Origin of the sequence: Thioclava sp. ES.031 (assembly GCF_002563775.1) — a bacterium.
In the GTDB taxonomy this organism is placed as follows: domain Bacteria; phylum Pseudomonadota; class Alphaproteobacteria; order Rhodobacterales; family Rhodobacteraceae; genus Thioclava.
In genome coordinates this window covers 1,493,656-1,512,715 of the sequence record NZ_PDJO01000001.1, presented here as the reverse complement: position 1 = coordinate 1,512,715, position 19,060 = coordinate 1,493,656, and the positions used below count along the sequence as shown (strand labels likewise).

The 19,060-nt window shown below is 65.6% G+C and carries 20 protein-coding genes; 13 read left to right on the top strand and 7 right to left on the bottom strand.

From position 1 onward, the window contains the following. Positions 1 to 58 precede the first annotated feature (58 nt). From lptF to AXZ77_RS07320, 7 genes are all read left to right on the top strand, one after another. Positions 59 to 1,204, top strand: a complete 1,146-nt coding sequence (gene lptF / locus AXZ77_RS07350) for an LPS export ABC transporter permease LptF (RefSeq protein WP_078519335.1) — start codon at positions 59 to 61, stop codon at positions 1,202 to 1,204. Next, positions 1,201 to 2,319, top strand: a complete 1,119-nt coding sequence (lptG, locus tag AXZ77_RS07345; RefSeq protein WP_098410642.1) for an LPS export ABC transporter permease LptG — start codon at positions 1,201 to 1,203, stop codon at positions 2,317 to 2,319. Before lptF ends, lptG begins: the two co-directional genes overlap by 4 nt. After that, positions 2,319 to 4,547, top strand: coding sequence for an LPS-assembly protein LptD (locus tag AXZ77_RS07340; RefSeq protein ID WP_098410641.1), 2,229 nt, complete (start codon positions 2,319 to 2,321; stop codon positions 4,545 to 4,547). The genes lptG and AXZ77_RS07340 overlap by 1 nt, the downstream gene beginning before the upstream one ends. 92 nt (positions 4,548 to 4,639) lie before the next feature. Further along, positions 4,640 to 5,869 (top strand): peptidylprolyl isomerase, encoded by a 1,230-nt coding sequence (locus AXZ77_RS07335; RefSeq protein WP_176535983.1) that lies wholly within the window; start codon positions 4,640 to 4,642, stop codon positions 5,867 to 5,869. After that, positions 5,866 to 6,888, top strand: a complete 1,023-nt coding sequence (gene pdxA, locus AXZ77_RS07330; protein ID WP_098410639.1) for a 4-hydroxythreonine-4-phosphate dehydrogenase PdxA — start codon at positions 5,866 to 5,868, stop codon at positions 6,886 to 6,888. Before AXZ77_RS07335 ends, pdxA begins: the two co-directional genes overlap by 4 nt. Before the next feature lie 9 nt (positions 6,889 to 6,897). Beyond that, positions 6,898 to 7,743 (top strand): 16S rRNA (adenine(1518)-N(6)/adenine(1519)-N(6))-dimethyltransferase RsmA, encoded by an 846-nt coding sequence (gene rsmA / locus AXZ77_RS07325; protein ID WP_098410638.1) that lies wholly within the window; start codon positions 6,898 to 6,900, stop codon positions 7,741 to 7,743. After that, positions 7,740 to 8,189, top strand: a complete 450-nt coding sequence (locus AXZ77_RS07320) for a GNAT family N-acetyltransferase (RefSeq protein WP_098410637.1) — start codon at positions 7,740 to 7,742, stop codon at positions 8,187 to 8,189. The genes rsmA and AXZ77_RS07320 overlap by 4 nt, the downstream gene beginning before the upstream one ends. Before the next feature lie 73 nt (positions 8,190 to 8,262). Here the strand turns inward: AXZ77_RS07320 and AXZ77_RS07315 are convergent, their stop codons facing one another. The 3 genes from AXZ77_RS07315 to prfA all read right to left on the bottom strand — a co-directional run bounded on the left by AXZ77_RS07315 (position 8,263) and on the right by prfA (position 11,210). Beyond that, complete coding sequence (locus AXZ77_RS07315) at positions 8,263 to 9,030, bottom strand: DUF4167 domain-containing protein (protein ID WP_098410636.1); 768 nt, start codon at positions 9,028 to 9,030, stop codon at positions 8,263 to 8,265. A 270-nt stretch (positions 9,031 to 9,300) separates the two neighbouring features. Further along, complete coding sequence (gene prmC, locus AXZ77_RS07310; RefSeq protein ID WP_098410635.1) at positions 9,301 to 10,158, bottom strand: peptide chain release factor N(5)-glutamine methyltransferase; 858 nt, start codon at positions 10,156 to 10,158, stop codon at positions 9,301 to 9,303. Further along, on the bottom strand, positions 10,155 to 11,210 hold the full coding sequence (prfA, locus tag AXZ77_RS07305; RefSeq protein ID WP_098410634.1) for a peptide chain release factor 1: 1,056 nt from the start codon (positions 11,208 to 11,210) through the stop codon (positions 10,155 to 10,157). Before prfA ends, prmC begins: the two co-directional genes overlap by 4 nt. A gap of 380 nt (positions 11,211 to 11,590) precedes the next feature. Here prfA and AXZ77_RS07300 point away from each other — a divergent pair, with 380 nt between their 5' ends. The 4 genes from AXZ77_RS07300 (at position 11,591) to AXZ77_RS07285 (ending at position 14,484) form a co-directional block, all read left to right on the top strand. Further along, a complete protein-coding gene (locus AXZ77_RS07300) occupies positions 11,591 to 11,956 on the top strand; it encodes a DUF59 domain-containing protein (RefSeq protein ID WP_093476840.1) in 366 nt (121 codons plus the stop codon). Between the two features lie 208 nt (positions 11,957 to 12,164). Continuing rightward, entirely contained in the window at positions 12,165 to 13,238 is a 1,074-nt protein-coding gene (locus AXZ77_RS07295; protein WP_176535982.1) for an alkene reductase, read from the top strand. 45 nt (positions 13,239 to 13,283) lie between these two features. Next, entirely contained in the window at positions 13,284 to 13,865 is a 582-nt protein-coding gene (locus AXZ77_RS07290; protein ID WP_141536239.1) for a hypothetical protein, read from the top strand. A 19-nt stretch (positions 13,866 to 13,884) separates the two neighbouring features. After that, positions 13,885 to 14,484, top strand: coding sequence for a DUF3307 domain-containing protein (locus AXZ77_RS07285; RefSeq protein ID WP_098410631.1), 600 nt, complete (start codon positions 13,885 to 13,887; stop codon positions 14,482 to 14,484). Positions 14,485 to 14,517: 33 nt separating this feature from the next. Here AXZ77_RS07285 and AXZ77_RS07280 read toward each other — a convergent pair whose 3' ends face one another. From AXZ77_RS07280 to AXZ77_RS07265, 4 genes are read right to left on the bottom strand one after another with little or no spacing between them, the layout of a single operon-like run. Further along, positions 14,518 to 15,120, bottom strand: a complete 603-nt coding sequence (locus AXZ77_RS07280; RefSeq protein ID WP_098410084.1) for a plasmid pRiA4b ORF-3 family protein — start codon at positions 15,118 to 15,120, stop codon at positions 14,518 to 14,520. Beyond that, complete coding sequence (locus tag AXZ77_RS07275) at positions 15,117 to 16,742, bottom strand: IS66 family transposase (RefSeq protein ID WP_098410085.1); 1,626 nt, start codon at positions 16,740 to 16,742, stop codon at positions 15,117 to 15,119. The genes AXZ77_RS07280 and AXZ77_RS07275 overlap by 4 nt, the downstream gene beginning before the upstream one ends. Before the next feature lie 60 nt (positions 16,743 to 16,802). Then, the gene (gene tnpB / locus AXZ77_RS07270) at positions 16,803 to 17,153 is read right to left on the bottom strand and encodes an IS66 family insertion sequence element accessory protein TnpB (RefSeq protein WP_098410086.1); all 351 of its coding nucleotides are present in this window, start codon (positions 17,151 to 17,153) and stop codon (positions 16,803 to 16,805) included. Beyond that, the gene (locus tag AXZ77_RS07265; protein WP_098410087.1) at positions 17,150 to 17,575 is read right to left on the bottom strand and encodes a transposase; all 426 of its coding nucleotides are present in this window, start codon (positions 17,573 to 17,575) and stop codon (positions 17,150 to 17,152) included. Before AXZ77_RS07265 ends, tnpB begins: the two co-directional genes overlap by 4 nt. Positions 17,576 to 17,806: 231 nt before the next feature. Between AXZ77_RS07265 and AXZ77_RS07260 the strand changes: the two genes are divergently transcribed. Both AXZ77_RS07260 and tpiA read left to right on the top strand, forming a co-directional pair. Further along, on the top strand, positions 17,807 to 18,178 hold the full coding sequence (locus AXZ77_RS07260; RefSeq protein ID WP_078519348.1) for an iron-sulfur cluster assembly accessory protein: 372 nt from the start codon (positions 17,807 to 17,809) through the stop codon (positions 18,176 to 18,178). Between the two features lie 88 nt (positions 18,179 to 18,266). Beyond that, the gene (gene tpiA / locus AXZ77_RS07255) at positions 18,267 to 19,010 is read left to right on the top strand and encodes a triose-phosphate isomerase (RefSeq protein ID WP_098410630.1); all 744 of its coding nucleotides are present in this window, start codon (positions 18,267 to 18,269) and stop codon (positions 19,008 to 19,010) included. The last annotated feature ends 50 nt before the right edge of the window (positions 19,011 to 19,060 follow it).

Here is a 19,060-nt window from a genome sequence, read left to right as displayed (position 1 = left end):
CCCTCACTTCGCCCGACAGGCTAGAGAAAGGGAAATATTCGGGGGTATTGAGAGGGTCGTGACGCAACTGGACAGATATGTTTTGTCCAAATTGATGGCGCTGTTCGGGTTTTTCGCGCTCGTGCTGGTCTCCGTCTATTGGGTCAACCGGGCTGTGATTATGTTCGACAGCCTGATTTCGGACGGCCAGACCGCAACGGTGGTGCTGGAATTCACCGCGCTGACCTTGCCCTACGTCATCCGCATCGTGCTACCGGTCGCCGCCTTCGCCGCCACGATCTACGCGTTCAACCGGCTCGATCAGGACAGCGAATTGGTGGTGATGCGCGCCACTGGCACCTCGAACTGGCGGCTGGCGCGTCCGGTGCTGGTCTTCGGGCTGATCGCCTCGGTGATGATGGCGCTTCTGGTGAATTTCCTCGTCCCCGCCGCGAAAGCCCGGCTGGCCGAGCGCCAGCAGGAGGTCGCGCAGAACCTGACCGCGAAATTCCTCACCGAAGGCACGTTCCAGCATCCCGCGCCGGGCATCTCGATCTATATCCGGCGCATTTCCGATCTGGGAGAGTTGCAGGATATCTTCGTCTCCGACAGCCGCTCGGCACAGACGAGCACGATCTATACCGCCGACAAGGGCGTGATCGTGAAGACCGAGACGGGGCCGAAACTGATCATGTTCTCGGGCATGGCCCAGACCCTGCGCAAACCTTCGGATCGCCTGTCGGTCACGCGGTTCAGCAATTTCACCTATGATATCGGCTCTTTCCTGAAGGCCGGGAAAGCGCGGGCGCCGAAGATTGACGAGATGACGACGCCGCGCCTCGCCGCGATGATGGCCGGGACCGGTCTGGACGCGACGCCGGGCGCAGAGAGCGCCAAGGCCGCCCGCGACGCGCTGCGGCTGGAGCTTGCCCGGCGGATCACCCAGCCCCTTCTGGCCCCGATCGCGGCGCTGATCGGCTTCTCGGCGCTGATGATGGGCACATTCTCGCGCTTCGGCATGTGGCGGCAGATGTCGCTCGCCATCGGCGGGCTGATCGTGGTGCAGGTGCTGCAAAACGCCGCCGAGACCAGTTCCGGGCGCGACCCCTCGCTCTGGCCGAGCCTGATCGCGCCGACGCTGGGCGGGATCGTGATGGTGCTGTTCATGCTGTGGTGGTCGGGGCGTCCGCGCCGTATCCGGCCCAAGCGGGAGGCTGCCGCGTGACGCTTGCCCTCTATCTTGCGAAACGGTTCCTCCGCAGCTTCCTGATCGTCGCGGCGAGCTTCTGGGGCATCCTGTTCCTGATCGACGTGGTCGAGGAAATTCGCCGCTTCTCCGATCAGGGGCTGAGCCTGCTGCAGCTCTCAGTGCTCTCTGCGCTCAACATTCCCGAGACGATTTACACCATCCTGCCGTTGATCGTGATGCTGTCGGCGGTGGCGCTGTTCGTCGCGCTGGCGCGCAGCTCGGAGCTGGTGGTGATCCGGGCGGCGGGCCGGTCCGCGCTGCGGATGCTGGCCGCGCCGATCGCGGCGGCGCTGGTACTTGGCGTGCTGGCGCTGCTGGTGGGCAACCCGCTCGTCTCGGCCACTTCGAAGCGCTACGAAACGCTCGTCGACCACTACACGTCCGGTGGCGGCTCGACCGTCTCGATCGGGCGCGAAGGCGTGTGGATGCGGCAAAGCGCGGGCTTTGCGTCGGACAGCAAGTCGCTGGCGCAGGCGGTGATCCATGCCGAGCGCGCCAATGGCGATGCCACGACCCTGCATGGCGTGACCTTCCTGATCTTCGACCCTCAACGCGGTCCGGTGCGCCGGATCGATGCGAAGACCGCGACGCTGGTGCCGGGCGCCTGGCAGTTGCAGGACGTGAAGGACTGGCCGCTGGGCGAGTCCACCAACCCCGAGCGCGACGCCACGACCCAGGACAGCCTCTCGCTGCCCTCGGACCTGACGGTCGCCAGCATCCGCGACAGTTTCGGCAAGCCCTCCGCGGTGCCGATCTGGCAATTGCCGAGCTTCATCGCCTCGCTCGAAGATGCGGGCTTCTCGGCGCGCCGCCATATCGTGTGGTTCCAGATGGAGCTAGCGCTGCCGGTTCTGCTGGTCGCGATGGTGCTGATCGCGGCGAGCTTCACGATGGATCATGTGCGCTTCGGAGGCATCGGCGCGAAGGTTCTTTTGGCCTTGGCCGCCGGTCTGGGCTTGTTCTTCCTGCGCAATATCGCGCAAGTTCTGGGCGATAACGGACAGATTCCCGTTCTGCTCGCGGCCTGGGCGCCGCCGGTGATCGGGTTGATGCTGCCGCTGGCGCGGCTACTGCACCGGGAGGATGGGTGATGCGGCGGCAATTCGGCGCCTTGGCAGGACGGGCGAGCGCCTTGGCGCTGATCGTCGCGCTTGGCGTGGCGGGACCGCAGACGGTACGCGCGCAAGACGCCACCGCGACAGCCTCCACCCCCATCGCACAGGATGCCGCGATCCCCTCTTCGGACGAACTGGCGACGCTTCTGGCCGACCGGGTCTCGATCCGCAATCAGAACGAGCTGGTCGCAGAGGGCAATGTCGAGGTCTTCTACAAGTCCAACCGGCTTTCGGCCAAGCGCGTGGTCTATGACCAGAAGGCGGACAAGCTCTACCTCGAAGGTCCGATCCGGCTGGTGCAGCCCGGCCAGTCGCAGGCGGTGATCCTCGCCTCGCAGGCGGAGCTGTCCTCGGATCTGCAAAACGGCATCCTGCTCAGTGCCCGGATGGTGATGGCGCGCGAGTTGCAGCTCGCCGCCGCCCGGATCGAGCGGCGCGACGGCGCGATCACGATCATGGACAAGGTCGTGGCCTCGTCCTGCGAGGTCTGCCGGACCAACCCGACGCCGCTTTGGGAAATCCGCGCGAGCCGCGTCGTGCATAACGCGACCACGCGGCAGATCGTCTTCGAGGATGCGCAGTTCCGCGCGGCGGGCGTGCCGATCGCCTATCTGCCGCGGCTGCGCCTGCCCGCGCCGGGCGTGCGGCGGATGACGGGCTTCCTCGCCCCGCAATTCCGCACCACGAGCGGTCTCGGACCGGGGCTTCTGGTGCCTTATTTCATCGCGCTCGGGCCGAGCCGCGACCTGACGGTGACGCCCTATTTCGCGACCTCGCGCACCGAGACGCTGAACCTGCGCTACCGACAGGCCTTCAACTGGGGCAAGATGGAATGGTCGGGAGCGCTGAGCAAGGACGACATTCGCAGCGGCACGCGCGGCTATCTCTTCGGCGATCTCGAGGCGCAGCTGCCCCGCGAATTCCGTCTGACCGCGCAGCTTCGGCTGGTCAGCGACGACAGCTACCTGCTCAATTACGGGCTCGGCGACGATGACCGTCTGTGGTCGGGCGTCACGCTCGAACGGGTGCGCCGCGACGAGCTGATCTGGGCCCGCGCCGGCAATGTCCACTCGCTGCGGGCGGGCGAGAGCAACTCGACCGAACCGATGCTGAGCGGCACCGGCGAATGGATCCGCACATTCCGTCCCGCCGTGATCGGCGGACAGGGCAGCCTGCGGTTTTCCACCTTGGCGACGCGGCGCGCGTCGAATTCGACGGTCGATCTCAACGGCGACGGACGGCCCGACGGGAGCGACATGGTGCGTGGCTCGCTCACCGCCGATTGGCGGCGCAACTGGCTGTTCGGGCCGGGTATGCTGGGCTCGCTCGAGGCGCAATTCGCGGGCGACATCATCGAGACCAATCAGGACCCCGCCTTCAGCGACACGATCCTGCGCGGCCAACCCACCGTCGCCGCGGAAATCCGCTGGCCCTGGGTGAAGACGAGCGGCCGCGCCGCCTATGTGATCGAGCCGGTGGCGCAGATCGTCTGGGCGCCCGATCATCTGGCGGACGCCCCCAACGAGGACAGCCAGCTGCCCGAATTCGACGGCGGCAACCTGTTCTCGCTGACCCGCTATCCGGGCGAGGATGCGCGCGAGACCGGCCTGCGCGCCAATGTCGGGCTCGGCTGGACGCGCTATGACAGCTCCGGCTGGTCGCTGGGCGTGGCGGCGGGCCGCGTGTTCCGCCAGCGCGATCTGAGCCAGTTCTCGCAGGGCACGGGGCTGTCGGGGACGAAATCCGACTGGCTCCTTGCGACCCATCTGACCACCGCGAACGGGCTGACCCTGTCGAACCGCGCGCTGTTCGACGATAACTTCTCCGTGTCGCGCGACGAGTTGCGGCTGTCGCGGGTCGGCAATGATTTCGACGTCTCGGCAGGCTATCTCTGGCTCGAGAAGAACCCGGCCGAAGGGCGCGACGACAACATGTCGGAACTGATGCTCGACACGGGATGGCGCTGGGGCAACGGTTGGTCGGGCACGCTCAGCACACGTTACGATTTCACCGCCGAGCGCGCCGCACGCGCCAAGCTCGGCCTGCGCTACCAGACCGAATGCATCGCGGTTGATCTTTCCCTCTCGCGCCGCTTCACGTCATCCACTAGTGTAGCCCCGGAGACCGATTTCGGCCTTTCCGTCCAACTCGTCGGCTTCGGCGCGAGTGGCGGTGCGCCCGCGCGGCGAACCTGCGGAGGGTGAGGCTGGGGATCGCAATGCGGCCCAGCGGGCCCAGAGGATCAACGAGGCCCCAAGGGCCAAGACTGAACGAGACGAAACGGACAGGCACGCTCATGACGATGATGACCCGACTGCTCACCCTTCTGGCGCTGATGCTCGCCCTGCCTTTCGCCGCAGGGACGGCGCAGGCACAATCGGGCGGCAGCTTCGCGCCCGTCGTTACCGTCAACGGGCTGGGCGTGACCGATTACGAAATCAGCCAGCGCCAGCGCTTCATGCAGCTGCTCAATGCCGGCGCGAACTCCCGCGAGGATGCCGAGAAGGCGCTGATCGAAGATCGCCTGCGCATCTGGGCCGGCAACCGGATCGGCATCAAGCTCGACGAGGCCGCGATCCAGAAGGGCATGGACGAATTCGCAGGCCGCGCGAACATGACCGGCGAGCAATTCGTGCAGGCGCTGCAGAAGGAAGGCGTCGATCCGAACACCTTCCGCAATTTCACCGAGGCCGGCCTCGTCTGGCGTCAGGTGGTCCGCGCGCGCTTCGGGCCGCGGGTGAATATCACGAAAGCTGACATCGACCGCGCGATGATGCCCGAAAGCCAGACCGGCAAGGGCGTGAAGGTGCTGCTCTCCGAAGCGATCATCCCCGCGCCTCAGGGCAACGCACGGGCCGCGATGGGTCAGGCGCGTCAGCTTTCGGCCGCACAGGGTGAAGGCGCGTTCGCCGCACTCGCCCGTCAGTATTCGGCCGCTCCCTCGCGGGATCGCGGCGGGCGTCTGGACTGGATGCCGATCGACAAGCTGCCGCCGCAACTGCGCGGCGTGGTGCTCAAGCTCAAGCCGGGCACGGCGACCCAGCCGATCGAACTTCAGGGCGCGGTCGCGGTCTTCCTGCTGCGCGCCATCGGTGATGGCGAGGCCCCGTCGGGCCCGCAGACGCTGAGCTACATGACCTTCGCCATCGGCCAGACCGGCTCGCAGCAATCGGCAAAGGTCCAGAGCCAGGTGGCCGCGGCGCGCCAATGCAACCAGCTCTACACGATCGGCAAGGGCTTCCCGGCGAGCGCGCTCACCATGCATGAGGACGTGGCGCAGGCTCAGGTGCCGACCAATGTCGGTCTCGCGCTGTCGCATCTCGACGTGGGCGAAAGCGAAGTGATCCCGCAGGGCGCGAACGACCTTCTGGTGATGCTCTGCGATCGCAAGGTGGCACCCGAGGGCGACCAATCGGCCCCCGACCGCGATCAGGTCCGCGCGGCACTGGAGAGCAAGGCGCTCGAAGCCTATGCCAACGGCTACATGGCCGATCTGGAAGCCGACGCGGTGATCGTGCGCAAATGAGCGCCCAGCCGACCGATCGCACTGCGGCCCGTGCGCCCGACCGCCCCGTGATCCTCAGCTGCGGCGATCCGTCGGGGGTTGGCCCCGAGATCGCCGCCCGCGCCTGGGAGCATTGCGGCGCGAAGCTGCCTTTCGTCTGGATTGGCGATCCCGCGCATCTGCCGCGCGGCACGAAGATCCGCGAGATCGACCGGCCCGCCGATGCGCTGCGCCATGCCAGCTCCGGGCTGCCGGTGCTGCCCCATCAATTCCCCGCCGCCGCCCTGCCGGGCGAGCCCGATCCCGCCAATGCGAAAGCCGTGATCGACGTGATCGCGCGCGGCGTCGATCTGGTGATGCGCGGCGAAGGCACCGGGCTAACCACGGCGCCAATCAACAAGAAAGCGCTGAAGGACGGGGCAAAGTTCACCTTCCCCGGCCATACCGAATATCTGGCCCATCTCGCGGGCGTCGAGCGGGTGGTGATGATGCTGGCCTCGTCGCGAGTCGATCCGCCGCTGCGCGTGGTGCCCGCCACGATCCATGTCGCGCTCTCCGACGTGCCGAAACTCCTGACCCCGCAGCTTCTGCGCGAGACCGTGCGGATCACCTATGAGGGGCTGCGGCGCGATTTCGGCTTCTCCGCCCCGCGGATCGCCGTGGCGGGGCTGAACCCGCATGCGGGCGAAGGCGGCGCGATGGGCTCCGAGGAAGGCGACTGGATCGCCGACACGCTCGACGGTCTGCGCGAAGAGGGCTACGCCGTCGCGGGACCGATGCCCGCCGATACGATGTTCCACGCCCGCGCTCGGCAGACCTACGACGCCGCGATCTGCGCCTATCACGATCAGGCGCTGATCCCGATCAAGACGCTCGATTTCGACGGCGGGGTGAATATCACGCTCGGCCTGCCCTTCGTGCGGACCTCGCCCGATCACGGCACCGCCTATGACATCGCGGGCCAAGGCCGCGCCAACCCCGCCTCGCTGATCGCGGCGCTGGAGATGGCGGCGCGGATGGGAGCCGCGCGTCATGACTGAGGCTGTGTGATGGCCACGATCGACGGGCTGCCGCCGCTGCGCGAGGTTCTGCAGACGCATGATCTGGTGGCAAAGAAGAGCCTCGGGCAGAACTTCCTGCTGGACCTGAACCTGACCGCGAAGATCGCGCGCTCTGCGGGCGATCTGACGGGCGCGGATGTGCTGGAGGTCGGCCCCGGCCCCGGCGGTCTGACCCGCGGGCTTCTGGCCGAAGGCGCGCGCAAGGTCCTCGCGATCGAGAAGGACACGCGCTGCCTGCCTGCTTTGGCCGAAATCGCCGATGCCTATCCGGGACGGCTCGAAGTGATCAATGGCGATGCGCTGCAGATCGACCCGCTCGCGCATCTGACGCCGCCTATCAAGATCGCCGCGAACCTGCCCTATAACGTGGGCACCGAGCTTCTGGTGCGTTGGCTGACGCCGAAAGAGTGGCCGCCCTTCTGGGAGAGCCTGACGCTGATGTTCCAGCGCGAGGTGGCCGAACGGATCGTGGCCAAACCGGGAAGCAAACATTACGGTCGGCTCGCGCTCCTCGCGCAGTGGCGTGCCGAGGCGAAGATCGTGATGAGCCTGCCGCCCGAGGCCTTCACGCCCGCGCCGAAGGTCCATTCCGCAGTGGTGCATCTGAAGGCCCTGCCCGAGCCGCGCTATCCGGCCGATGCGGCGACGCTCAGCCGCGTCGTGGCCGCGGGCTTCAACCAGCGCCGCAAGATGCTGCGTGCCTCGCTGAAAGGCGTGGCCCCCGATATCGAGGCGAAGCTGGAACAGGCCGGGATCGCGCCCACCGAGCGCGCGGAACGCGTGACGCTGGAGCAGTTCTGCCGGCTTGCACGCATCGTCGCGGGTCAGGAATGATCCGCCCGGCGCGCGAGGACGACCTGCCGCGCATTGCCGAGATCGCCGAGGCGGCCTTCTCCCGCTACATTCCCCGGATCGGACGCCCGCCCGCGCCGATGCTCGCCGATCATGCCGCCGAACTGCCGCATCTCTGGGTCTGCGAGGGGGAAAACGGAGTCGCGGGCTATATCGGGCTCTTTGCGGATGACGGCACGCCGCCCCGGTTGCAGGTCGAGCCCGTCGCCGTCGACCCGGCCGCACAGGGCCAAGGGATCGGGCGGCAGTTGATGGCGTTCGCCGAGGCGCGTGCCCGCGAGATCGGCGCGGAAAAGCTGTGGCTTTTTGCCAATGCCGCGATGGAGGAGAGCCGCGCGGTCTATGCGCGTCTGGGCTTTATCGAGCGCGACCGGCGGATGGATGGCGGCTATGACCGGGTGTTTCTGGACAAAGACCTGACCGCCTGAGCGCCGCCCCTGCCCCATCATGCAAAAAGGCCCGCCGATCCGGCGGGCCTTTTGCTATCTTTTGTCCGAGGCGTTACTCGCCCGAGGCTTTGGGCATCTCGGCGCTCGCCTCTGCCTTTTCGGCCTTGTCGGCTTTCGGGGCGCGCGGCTTGCGCGGGGCGCGCGGACGCTTGGGCTTTTCGGCTTTTTCCGCTTTCTCGGCCTTCTCAGGCTGTGCCGCGGGTTTCGGCGCCTCGTCGCTGTTGCTGCGGCTTTCCGGCGTCTCGACGAGGGTGGAATCCTCTTCGAGCTCCAGCTGCGGCATCGGCGGCATCATCTCGGGGCTCTCGCCGCGCTTGTTGCGACCGGAGGATTTCGCCTCGCTGCGCTCTTCGCGACGCTCGGACGTATTGTTGTCCTGAGCTTCCCCCTTCGAGGCGGCCTCGTTCTGGCTGTCGCCCTGCTGGCCATTGTTCTGGCCGCTGTTTTGACCGCCCTGCTGACCGTTACCGCCTTGGTTCTGACCACCGTTATTCTGGCCACCATTGTTCTGGTTGCCGTTGTTCTGGTTGTTCTGCTGGCGCTGCTGGTTGCGGGCCTCTTGCTCGCGGGCCTGTTCTTTCTGCGCCTCGCCGAGCATTCGCGTGTAATGCTCTGCGTGCTGCAGGAAGTTCTGCTCGGCCACGCGGTCGTTGCCGAGCTGCGCATCGCGCGCAAGCTGAAGATATTTATCAATGATCTGCTGCGGCGTACCGCGCACCTTGCCTTCGGGGCCGGAGCTGTCGAAGACGCGGTTGACGATATTGCCCATCGACCGTTGACGGTTCGACTTATTACGCGAACGGGATTTCGAAGATCTCATGGCTTTCGTTTTCTTGGCCCGTTGTCACGGGCTTTTCGGAAATGGCCGCTAATGCGTGGCCTGCGGGCTGAACTGTCACGCTGGGCATAACTGCCCGGTTTCGTTCCAAACACCCGCGCTGTGAAGCTGAGCCGTGCGGGGGATCACTATCCGCCCTGCACAGGCTTGACTAAACATGCGGGGGGCCACCTTTCAAGTCAGAAAATCGGTCAAATCCGCGATTTCCGCCGATTCGCGGTGTTTTCTCCAAGATTTTGCGCGATTTTGCGCTCAAGACGCGCCGCAATCCGCCGGATCGCCGGATTTATGCGCCAAAACGACGCGGTCGCGCCCATCGAGATCTTGGCGGGTCTCGATCCGCTCGAACCCCTGGGCGGCGAAGAGATCACTCACCGCCTGCGCCTGTGTCGGGCCGATCTCCACCGCGAGACGACCGCCTGCCAGCAACCGCGCCCCTGCCCCGAGCGCAATCGCGCGATAGGCCTCGAGCCCATCGCCGCCGGGGGTCAGCGCCGAGAGCGGCTCCCAGTCGCGCACATCCTGCGAGAGCCCCGCCATCTCGTCCTGGGCGATATAGGGCGGGTTCGAGACGATGAGGTCGTAGCGCCCCGGCACATTGGCAAACCAGTCTGAAATCAGGAACTTGGCGCGTTTGGCCACACCGAGCGCCTCGGCGTTGGATTTCGCGACCTCCAGTGCGGCGTCCGACAGATCGGTCCCCGTGCCCGCCGCGAAGGGCATGGATTTCAGCAGGGAAATCAGGATGCAGCCGGTGCCCGTGCCAAGGTCGAGCGCGTGGACGAAAGGCCGCTCCAGCGCCACCTCGACCAGCAGTTCCGTCTCCGGGCGCGGGTCGAGCGTGTCGCGGGTGACGCGGAATTCATGTCCCCAGAACAGGCGCTTGCCGGTGATCTGAGCGACAGGCTGGCGCGCCGCGCGGGCGGTGAGCGCGGCCTCGAACCGGGCGGCCGCGTCATCGGGCAGCGGATCTTGCAGCGCCAGCGTCAGCCGGTCGGGCGCGATTTGCAACGCATGGGCCAGCAGCCTGCGCGCGTCGGTCTGCGCGCCCTCGATCCCGGCCTCGCGCAGACGACGGGTGGCGGCGACCAGCGCGTCCTGCGCCCTCACGCCTCCATCTCCGCGAGCTTGGCCGCCTGATCGTCGGCGATCAGCGCGTCGACCACCTCGTCGATCTCGCCTTCCATAACCTTATCAAGGGAATAGAGCGTAAGATTGATGCGGTGATCGGTCAGCCGCCCTTGTGGGAAATTATAGGTGCGGATGCGTTCCGAGCGGTCGCCGGAGCCCACCTGAGACTTCCGCGTCTCGGCGCGCTCGGAAGCCGCGCGGTCGCGCTCGGCCTCGAACAGCCGCGCGCGCAACACCGCCATAGCATTGGCGCGGTTCTGGTGCTGGGATTTCTCCGACGAGGTGACGACGATCCCGGTCGGGATATGGGTGATGCGCACCGCCGAGTCCGTGGTGTTGACATGCTGGCCGCCCGCCCCGGAGGCCCGCATCGTGTCGATCCGGATGTCATTGGCAGGAATGTCGATATCGACCGCCTCGACCTCGGGCAGCACCGCCACGGTCGCGGCCGAGGTGTGGATGCGCCCGCCGGCCTCGGTTTCCGGCACGCGCTGCACGCGGTGGACGCCGGACTCGTATTTCAGCCGCGCAAAGACGCCCTCGCCCTCGATCCGGGCCACGGCTTCCTTGACGCCGCCCAGCTCGGTCTCGGTCAGCTCCATCATCTCGAACCGCCAGCCGTGTTTCTCGGCGTATTTCTGATACATCCGCAGCAGGTTACCCGCGAAAAGCGCCGCTTCCTCGCCGCCCGTGCCGGGGCGGATTTCCAGAATGGCAGGCCGCGCGTCGGCGGCGTCCTTGGGCAGAAGCGCCACGCGCAAGGCCTGCTCCATCTCGGGGATACGGTCTTTGAGGCGCGGCAATTCCTCCTCGGCCAGATCGCGCATTTCCGGGTCGGTGAGCCAACCTTCCGCCTCTGCCAGATCGGCGCGCGCCTGACGCCAGGCCTCGATCTGGGTCACGACCGGTTTGAGTTCGGAATATTCGCGGCTGATTTCGGCGATCTTGGCGGGCTCCGCGCCAGCGTTGAGCAGCGCCTCGAGGTACTCGAAGCGCGCGAGGATCTGGTCGAGTTTCTCTTCGGGCAACATGGGATCGGTTTGGCGCGAAGCGTGCGGGGCGTCAAGGCAGGAGCGTTGGAGGAGCGCGCCGCTTCCTCCTTTCGGGCCGGGGCGACCAGCCCCGGGCCGCGCCCGACCCTCCCCACGGGAGGGCGCATTGGCGATGTCAGCGCAAGCTCAAGCGTCCGCCGAGCTTGCGAGATAAAGCGCCCGGCCACAAGCGACGCCACGCGCCCACCCGAGGCTCGGGCGCGCCCCTTCTCAACCAACGTGTCGCCATGGACGCCACCTCATCACATATCAGCCGGTGGCCCACGCCTCCCTTTACGGCTCGGGTCCTATCACCTAGATAAACAGTCGAGTAATTCGATAGGCGCCCATGCGCGCCCCCGCCGATGAAAGAGGCTTCCATGACCGCCACGCCCGAAGAGCCGCTTGAAGGCACCCCGCTGATCAAGCCCTCGACGACCGATCACCCGCTCTACGAAAGTGTCGTGGAAGCGTGCCGCACCGTTTATGACCCGGAAATTCCGGTGAACATCTACGATCTCGGCCTCGTCTACACGATCGAGATCAGCCCCGAGAATGACGCGAAGGTGATCATGACGCTCACCGCGCCGGGCTGCCCCGTGGCGGGCGAGATGCCGGGCTGGGTTCACGATGCCGTGGCCTGCGTCGGCGGTCTGCGCGATGTCGATGTCGAGATGACCTTCGATCCGCAATGGGGCATGGACATGATGTCCGACGAGGCGCGGCTGGAACTGGGCTTCATGTGAGGCTTGGAGGGGGCTCTGCCCCCGCACCCTCCGGGTGCCCCCCGGGATATTTCGGACCAAGAGGAAGGGAGCCACGCGGCTCCCTTTTTGCTTCCTCGCATTTGCGCACAGCGACGTCGCGCACAACTCGCCTTGTCCCTAGCGCCGCGCGACCCATCTCATGGCGCCGAACGTCAAACCCGATGAGAGGCCCGACTAGATGACCGACATGGCTGATACGCTTTTCTCCCCCACGAAGCTCGGCGCGATCGAGATCGCCAACCGCTTCGTGATGGCGCCGCTGACCCGCAACCGTGCGCCCGACCTGCATCCGACCGACATGACGGTGGAATATTACCGCCAGCGCGCAGGCGCGGGGCTGATCATCACCGAAGGCACGCAGATTTCGCCGATGGGTCAGGGCTATGCCTGGACGCCCGGCATCTATAACGACGCGCAGGTCGCGGGCTGGAAGAAGGTCACCGAGGCCGTGCATGGCGCGGGCGGCAAGATCGTCGCGCAGATCTGGCACGTGGGCCGGATTTCGGTGCCGCAGCTTCTGGATGGGCGCGATCCGGTCGGCCCCTCCGCGATCTCGGCCGAGGCGAAAACCTTCGACGGTGAGGGCTTCGTCGCGACCACCACGCCCCATGCGCTGACGGTCGAAGAGATCGCCGCCACGGTCGAGGATTACCGCAACGCCGCGCGCAACGCGAAAGCGGCGGGCTTCGATGGCGTCGAGATCCACGCCGCGAATGGCTACCTGATCGACCAGTTCCTGCGCGACACCTCGAACAAACGCGAGGACGCATATGGCGGCTCGATCGAGAACCGCACCCGCTTCCTGCGCGAAGTGGTGGACGCGGTGACCGAAATCCTCGGTGCCGAGCGTGTGGGCATCCGCCTCTCGCCCTGGTCGAACGCGAATAACGTGGGCATCGACAGCAACACGGCGGAGCTGTTCGGCGCGGTGGTCGATTTCCTCAACACCAAGCCGATGGCCTTCGTGCATTTCGTCGAAGGCCAGACCGGCGGACCGCGCGAGTGGCCCGAGGACGGGATCGAGACGCTGCGTGCGAAGTCGAAGGCGCCCTATATCGCGAATAATGGTTACGACAAGGCGATGGCCGAAACGGCGCTGAAAGAGGGCGCGGCGGCGGTGGCCTTCGGCAAGCTGTTCATCGCGAACCCGGACCTGCCGACGCGCTTCGAGAAGGACGCGCCGTTCAACACGCCGAACCCGGACACGTTCTACGGCGGCGGTGCTGAGGGCTACACGGATTATCCGTTCCTCGACGAATGACGCGAGTGCTAGAAAACAACCATGGAAGGGCTTACTAGCCTTTCCATGAAGGATCTTATTGTTTTCACCGGCGATATCGTCGGCTCAAGCCGACTAACGGCGTCGGAGCTGAGCGCGGCGCTCGATGCGATTGAGGGGGCGGCGGCAGTACTGCGGCCAGCACTGGGCGAAACGGCTTTCGCCCGCAATCGCGGGGATGGGTGGCAAATCGCGATCACCCAGCCGCGTCTTCAGGCCCGGCTCGCGCTGCTGATCCGGGCCAAGTTGCGCGCTCTGGGCGGGGCGTTCTCGACCCGGATCGCGATGGCCGAGGGCGACGGCACGCTGCCTGCCGATGGCAACCTGAACGGGGCATCGGGGGCGGTCTTCACTGCCTCGGGCCAACTTCTCGACAGTCTCGAGGGTCCGCGCATCGCCCATGCGGCGGGCGGCCGCTTGGCGCGGCATTGCGATTGTTCGATCACATCTCGGAAGACTGGACCCCGGCACAGGCACGCGCGATCGCGCCAATGCTGTGCCCCGATCCGCCGACCCAGACCGCCGCCGCCAGTGAAATCGGGATTACCCGACAATCGCTTGCACAAGCCTTGGCAAGTGCGGCCTATCCCGCCATCGTGGAAGCGCTGAGATTAATCGAGAACACCAGATGATCGAAACTTTCACCGCTTTGCTTTTCACACATACATTGACCGATTTCGCATTCCAAAGCGATCGGATGGCTCACCGCAAGGCCAAGCGAGAAATAACAGCATTCGCATCGCATCTTGCGATCCTTCTCGGTCTCAGCGCAGTTGCGCTCTTACAATTTTCCACCGGCTTTCTAATCGCACTCGCGCTCGTCTTCGCGAGTCATCTCCTGATCGACTTCGCGAAGAGCTTTGCTCCGCCGACCTTGAAATCATTCGTTTTCGACCAAGCTGCGCATCTGATCTCATATGCCTTTATTGCAGCTTGGTTTTCTGACCTCTGGGCTCAAGCGCTATGGTCAGACCATAAGTGGATTCCAGGAGTATTTGCCTTGATCGCTGGCTCATTTATTACCGTGCGAGCCGGTGGCTTTGCTATCGAAAGGCTGTTGACGAACTCAGGTTTTGGCCAAGAAAGTGCTAGCGCCCCAGCGGGTGGAGAGCTGATCGGCCTCCTTGAGCGAAGCTTAATATTCATTTTGATACTGGCAAACCAACCTAGCGCGATTGGATTTCTAATAGTCGCGAAGGTTTGGCGCTTCGATGCTCTTTCGAAGTAACCATCCGGCGTGGACCGCACATGGGAGCAATTCTCAGGTCGTGCCCTTGGGGGCTTTGGGTTTGCGAGCCCGCGGGGCCCATTTCTTGGCAAGCCGGTTGAAGCGTTCAAGGATGCTGTCGATCCCGGCATCTTCGGCGTCGAAGTCCCCACCGGACCAGTGGAGCATGTCCTCGTGTTGCTCGTGATCGGGATCGGCGAGGGCTTCGAGGAACTCCTCGTAGCCCCAGGCACCGCCGACGTCCTCGGGTGGACAGGCACCGGTCGCCTTGAGAAGCCGTGGGTAGATCATGCCGGGGATGGCCTCGTAGACCCGCTCGATACGGATGCTGTGGTCCCAGTCATCGCCGAAGTCATAGATATACTGGATCGTCCTGGCGCCGGTGTCCTCGAGCACCTTTTCCAACGTCGTCTTCTTCGCGTCCATGGGGCCGTCGTAGAACCCGTCCGGGTCGGGCACGCCCCAACCGGCATCACCGGCGCGGAACTCGTAGAGGTGGGTATCTGTCCAGCCCATGGCAGCCTGTATGACCGCATGCAGCCGGTCGAGCCTGATCTTCAGCGGCACCTCGATATGGCGCATCGGCTGCGGGTCGACGTCGTTCAGGATGATCCGGAGGCGGGCGATCAGGGTCATGCGGCTATCCTTTGCTCAGCCCGGGCCCAGTTCCAGGGCAACAGATCCGGCACCCGGGAGGCGGTCGTGCCAGGCAACCGGACGAGGACATCGGCGAGCCAGGCCTGAGGGTCGACATCGTTCATCTTGGCGGTAACGATCAGGGAATACATGAAGGCGGCGCGGTCCCCGCCGCGCTCGGAGCCAGCGAAGAGCCAGGACTTGCGGCCAAGGGCGATGCCGCGCAGCGCCCGCTCCGCGGCATTGTTCGTCAGGCAGATCCTGCCGTCCTCGAGGAACCCGGTAAAGGCTGGCCAGCGCTCCGCCTTGAACATGTAGTCGATCGCCTTGGCGACCGGGTTGTGCTTCGACAGCCGGTCGCGCTCGGCACGCAGCCAGTCATGAAGCTCCTCGACCAGAGGCCGGGACAGCTGGTGCCTGGCCGCCTGCCGTTTTGCAGCCGTCAGCCCGTTGATTCCGCGCTCGATGTCGAAGATCGCGTCGATACGGGCCACGGCCTCCAGCGCGACGGGGGAGATATCATGGGCCGGCTTGCCCTTCCGGGCGTTCCCCTTGATGTCGGCGAGCTCGAAGAACTTGCGCCGGGCGTGGCTCCAGCATAGCGCAGACTCGACCGGCCCCGGGTCACGGTCGGCGCGGTAGAGGTCGTTGTAGCCCCCATAGGCATCGGCTTGCAGGATACCCTGCCATCCGGCGAGATGCCGGTTCGGGTTGGTCATTCCTCGGTCGCGGGAGAACTGGAACAGCGCGGCAGGTGGAGCCCCGCCGCCGAAGGGTCGGTCATCCCTGACATAGGTCCAGAGCCGGGCGGTTTTTGTCCCGCCCTTCGCCAACAGCGGCACTGTCGTATCGTCGCCATGCAAGCGGTCGCCATCCAGAACATGGGCACCGATCAACGCATGGATCGGCTCCAGCGCGGCGGCGCAGGCGCCAACCTGGTCGGCGAGGGTCGACAGGCTGAGATCGACGCCTTCCCGGGCATAGCGTTCGGCCTGGCGATTGAGCGGCTGATGCTGTCCAAACTTCTCAAAGAGGATCGTCGCCAGCAGGTTCGGGCCAGCCCATCCGCGCGGCGTGGCGTGGAAGGGCGCCGGCGGTTGGCTGATCTTCTCGCAGGTCCGGCAGGTGAACTTCTCGCGGACGGTCTGGATCACCTTCCACTGCCGCGGGATCACCTCCAACGTCTCGGTGACGTCTTCCCCCATCTTCACGATGCGATCCGAGCCGCAGCAGGAACAGGCCGTGGGCGCCGCGATCACCACGCGCTCGCGCGGCAGATGCTCCGGGAAAGGCTTGCGCGCCGGGCGGCGACGTTTGAGCCCCGCGACGATCGTGGTCTTCGCCAGCTTCTCGGCGGCAATCTCGTCTTCGGTGGCCGCGGCTTCGAGTTCCTCGAGCTGCAATTCCATCTGGTCGATCAGTCGGGCGCGGCGTTCCGAGCTGTGGCCGTATTGCTCGCGTCGGAGCTTGGCGATCTCGAGCCGGAGATGCTTGATCATCGCCTCGGAGGTCGAGACCACCGCCCGGGTCTGCGCCAGCTCGCTCTCGGCGGCCTCGGCACGGGCCTCGGAGGCCGCGAGCGCGGCGCGCAATCTGGCAATCTCGGAAGCGTTGTTCGACATGGCCAAGACCTACCATGCCGGCATCGGAAAGCCCATGCAAATAAGGTCGATGAGGCCAATTTATCCCGCCTTTGCAGGGCGTTGGGTCCAGCGTGGATTGCGCCAGTCGATCCCCTCCAGAAGATAACCGAGCTGGGCCGCGGAGATCTGCACCGCCTCGCCGCTTCCACTGGTCGGCCAGATGAACTTCCCCGCCTCCAGCCGCTTCGTATAGAGCGACATGCCCACCCCGTCGTGCCAGAGAAGCTTGACCAGCTCGCCCTTGCGCCCGCGAAAGCAGAAGATCTCGCCGGCATGGGGATCGCGCCCCAGACCCTGCTGCACCGTCAACGCCAAGGTGTTCATACCGCGCCGCATGTCAGTCACTCCGCCCGCGATCCAGACGCGCACCCCCGCCGGGAACGCGATCATGACGGATCCAGGGCTTGCACGAGGCGCGCCAGCACCATCGGGTCAATCGTGGCCGCCACAGACAGGCGACGGCCATTCGCGAGGGTAATATCTGCCATCAGGACCTCGGCTGTCTCTGGCGTCGGAACCGGTGCAAACGGTCCGCCTTGATCCTCCGCTTCTTCAGGAGCGGCGATGGCCAACGGTGTGAACTGCGGTCGTGCATCGCCGCTCGTCAGCCTGCCTTCGCGGTATTGGCGACGCCAGCGCACCAGCAGGGTGCGGCCAATATCATGACGCCGGGCTGTCTCGGCGACACGCCCTCTACCGCCAAAGCTTTCTTCAACGATGCGCACCTTCTCTTCATCCGTCCAACGCCGACGGCGCCCGGTATCGGTGACAGAAAGGATCTCAATTTCGGGTCTGTATCTATGGTCGGACATAGCTCCGGACCTACGCCGCCAGCCTCAAGTCCGAAAGACGGTCCTCCCCGGAGCCTTACCTTTCGAAGAGCGACACGCAGCTTAAATCCGAATATGTGATCATCGGCACGCTGGCCTCTTTCGGCTGGGCGCTCGCCGCCTCTTACGCCACGCTCGCGCTTTTGGGACAGCTTCCGCCCCTTGGAATCCTGCCCGTCCCCGACTAAATTACTCGGTGAAGGAGAGCCCCCAATGTTCAACGTCCCCGGACAAGATCCCGTCACCCTGACCGACGCCGCCGTCGCGCAGATCGCCAAGCTGATGTCGCGCGAGGATGCGGCTGGCTTCCGCATCGGCGTTAAGAAAGGGGGCTGCGCGGGCATGGAATACACGATGGAGGTCGCGGCCGAGGCCGGGCCGATGGATATCGTCGTGGAAAAGGGTCCCGCCCGTGTGCTGATCGCGCCGATGGCGCAGATGTTCATGCTGGGCACCGAGATCGACTACGAGACCGGCCTTCTGGAATCGGGCTTCAAGTTCCGCAATCCGAACGTGGTCGATGAATGCGGCTGCGGCGAGTCGATCAAGTTCGCCGATATGGAAGCCCCCCAGAGCAACGGCTAAGTCGCGTCCCCGCGCCAATTTGCCCTTTGCGAGCCTGCGCCCCCTGCCCTAATGTCAGGCCCAACGACATCAGGGAGAATAATCGCACATGCGCAAGAAACTGGCCGCCGGCAATTGGAAGATGAACGGGCTCAAGAGCAATCTGGGCGAGGTCTCGGCGCTGACCGAAGCGCATCCGTCCCCCGCCTGTGACGTGCTGCTCTGCCCGCCCGCGACGCTGATCGGCGCGATGGCGGAAGCGGCTGGCGGCAAGCTCGCGGTCGGCGGGCAGGATTGCCACATGAACGAAAGCGGCGCGCATACCGGCGACATCTCGGCGCAGATGATCGCGGATGCGGGTGGCTCTTACGTCATCGTCGGCCATTCCGAGCGTCGCGCGGACCACCACGAAAGCGACCTGATCGTGCGCGCCAAGGCCGAGGCGGCGATTGGCGCAGGTCTGATCGCGGTGATCTGCGTGGGCGAAACGGAGGCGCAGCGCGACGGCGAACAGACGCTCGACGTGATCGGCGCGCAGCTTGCCGGGTCCGTTCCCGATGGTGCGACCGCGGCCAATTGCGTGATCGCCTATGAACCCGTCTGGGCGATCGGCACGGGCCGCACGCCGACGCTGGAGCAGATCGCCGAGGTGCATGACTTCATGCGCAACACGCTGGTCGCGCGCTTCGCCGATGAGGGCAACGGGATGCGCCTGCTCTATGGCGGCTCGGTCAAACCCTCCAACGCGGAAGAGATTTTCGCGACCTCCAACGTTGATGGCGCGCTGGTGGGCGGGGCCTCGCTCAAGGCCAGCGATTTCGGCGCGATCATCGCGGCGCTCGAGGCAAGCTGAGCCACGCCTCGCTCCGCACCACGGAGGCCACAGACACAAGGGCCGCGCCG

Excerpts from the sequence above, each read along its gene's own strand:
- AXZ77_RS07340 (WP_098410641.1), top strand. The coding sequence starts at position 2,319 with ATGCGGCGGCAATTCGGCGCCTTGGCAGGACGGGCGAGCGCCTTGGCG.
- AXZ77_RS07335 (WP_176535983.1), top strand. The coding sequence starts at position 4,640 with ATGACGATGATGACCCGACTGCTCACCCTTCTGGCGCTGATGCTCGCC.
- pdxA (WP_098410639.1), top strand. The coding sequence starts at position 5,866 with ATGAGCGCCCAGCCGACCGATCGCACTGCGGCCCGTGCGCCCGACCGC.
- rsmA (WP_098410638.1), top strand. The coding sequence starts at position 6,898 with ATGGCCACGATCGACGGGCTGCCGCCGCTGCGCGAGGTTCTGCAGACG.
- AXZ77_RS07320 (WP_098410637.1), top strand. The coding sequence starts at position 7,740 with ATGATCCGCCCGGCGCGCGAGGACGACCTGCCGCGCATTGCCGAGATC.
- AXZ77_RS07315 (WP_098410636.1), bottom strand. The coding sequence starts at position 9,030 with ATGAGATCTTCGAAATCCCGTTCGCGTAATAAGTCGAACCGTCAACGG.
- prfA (WP_098410634.1), bottom strand. The coding sequence starts at position 11,210 with ATGTTGCCCGAAGAGAAACTCGACCAGATCCTCGCGCGCTTCGAGTAC.
- AXZ77_RS07300 (WP_093476840.1), top strand. The coding sequence starts at position 11,591 with ATGACCGCCACGCCCGAAGAGCCGCTTGAAGGCACCCCGCTGATCAAG.
- AXZ77_RS07295 (WP_176535982.1), top strand. The coding sequence starts at position 12,165 with ATGGCTGATACGCTTTTCTCCCCCACGAAGCTCGGCGCGATCGAGATC.
- AXZ77_RS07290 (WP_141536239.1), top strand. The coding sequence starts at position 13,284 with ATGAAGGATCTTATTGTTTTCACCGGCGATATCGTCGGCTCAAGCCGA.
- AXZ77_RS07285 (WP_098410631.1), top strand. The coding sequence starts at position 13,885 with ATGATCGAAACTTTCACCGCTTTGCTTTTCACACATACATTGACCGAT.
- AXZ77_RS07280 (WP_098410084.1), bottom strand. The coding sequence starts at position 15,120 with ATGACCCTGATCGCCCGCCTCCGGATCATCCTGAACGACGTCGACCCG.
- AXZ77_RS07275 (WP_098410085.1), bottom strand. The coding sequence starts at position 16,742 with ATGTCGAACAACGCTTCCGAGATTGCCAGATTGCGCGCCGCGCTCGCG.
- tnpB (WP_098410086.1), bottom strand. The coding sequence starts at position 17,153 with ATGATCGCGTTCCCGGCGGGGGTGCGCGTCTGGATCGCGGGCGGAGTG.
- AXZ77_RS07265 (WP_098410087.1), bottom strand. The coding sequence starts at position 17,575 with ATGTCCGACCATAGATACAGACCCGAAATTGAGATCCTTTCTGTCACC.
- AXZ77_RS07260 (WP_078519348.1), top strand. The coding sequence starts at position 17,807 with ATGTTCAACGTCCCCGGACAAGATCCCGTCACCCTGACCGACGCCGCC.
- tpiA (WP_098410630.1), top strand. The coding sequence starts at position 18,267 with ATGCGCAAGAAACTGGCCGCCGGCAATTGGAAGATGAACGGGCTCAAG.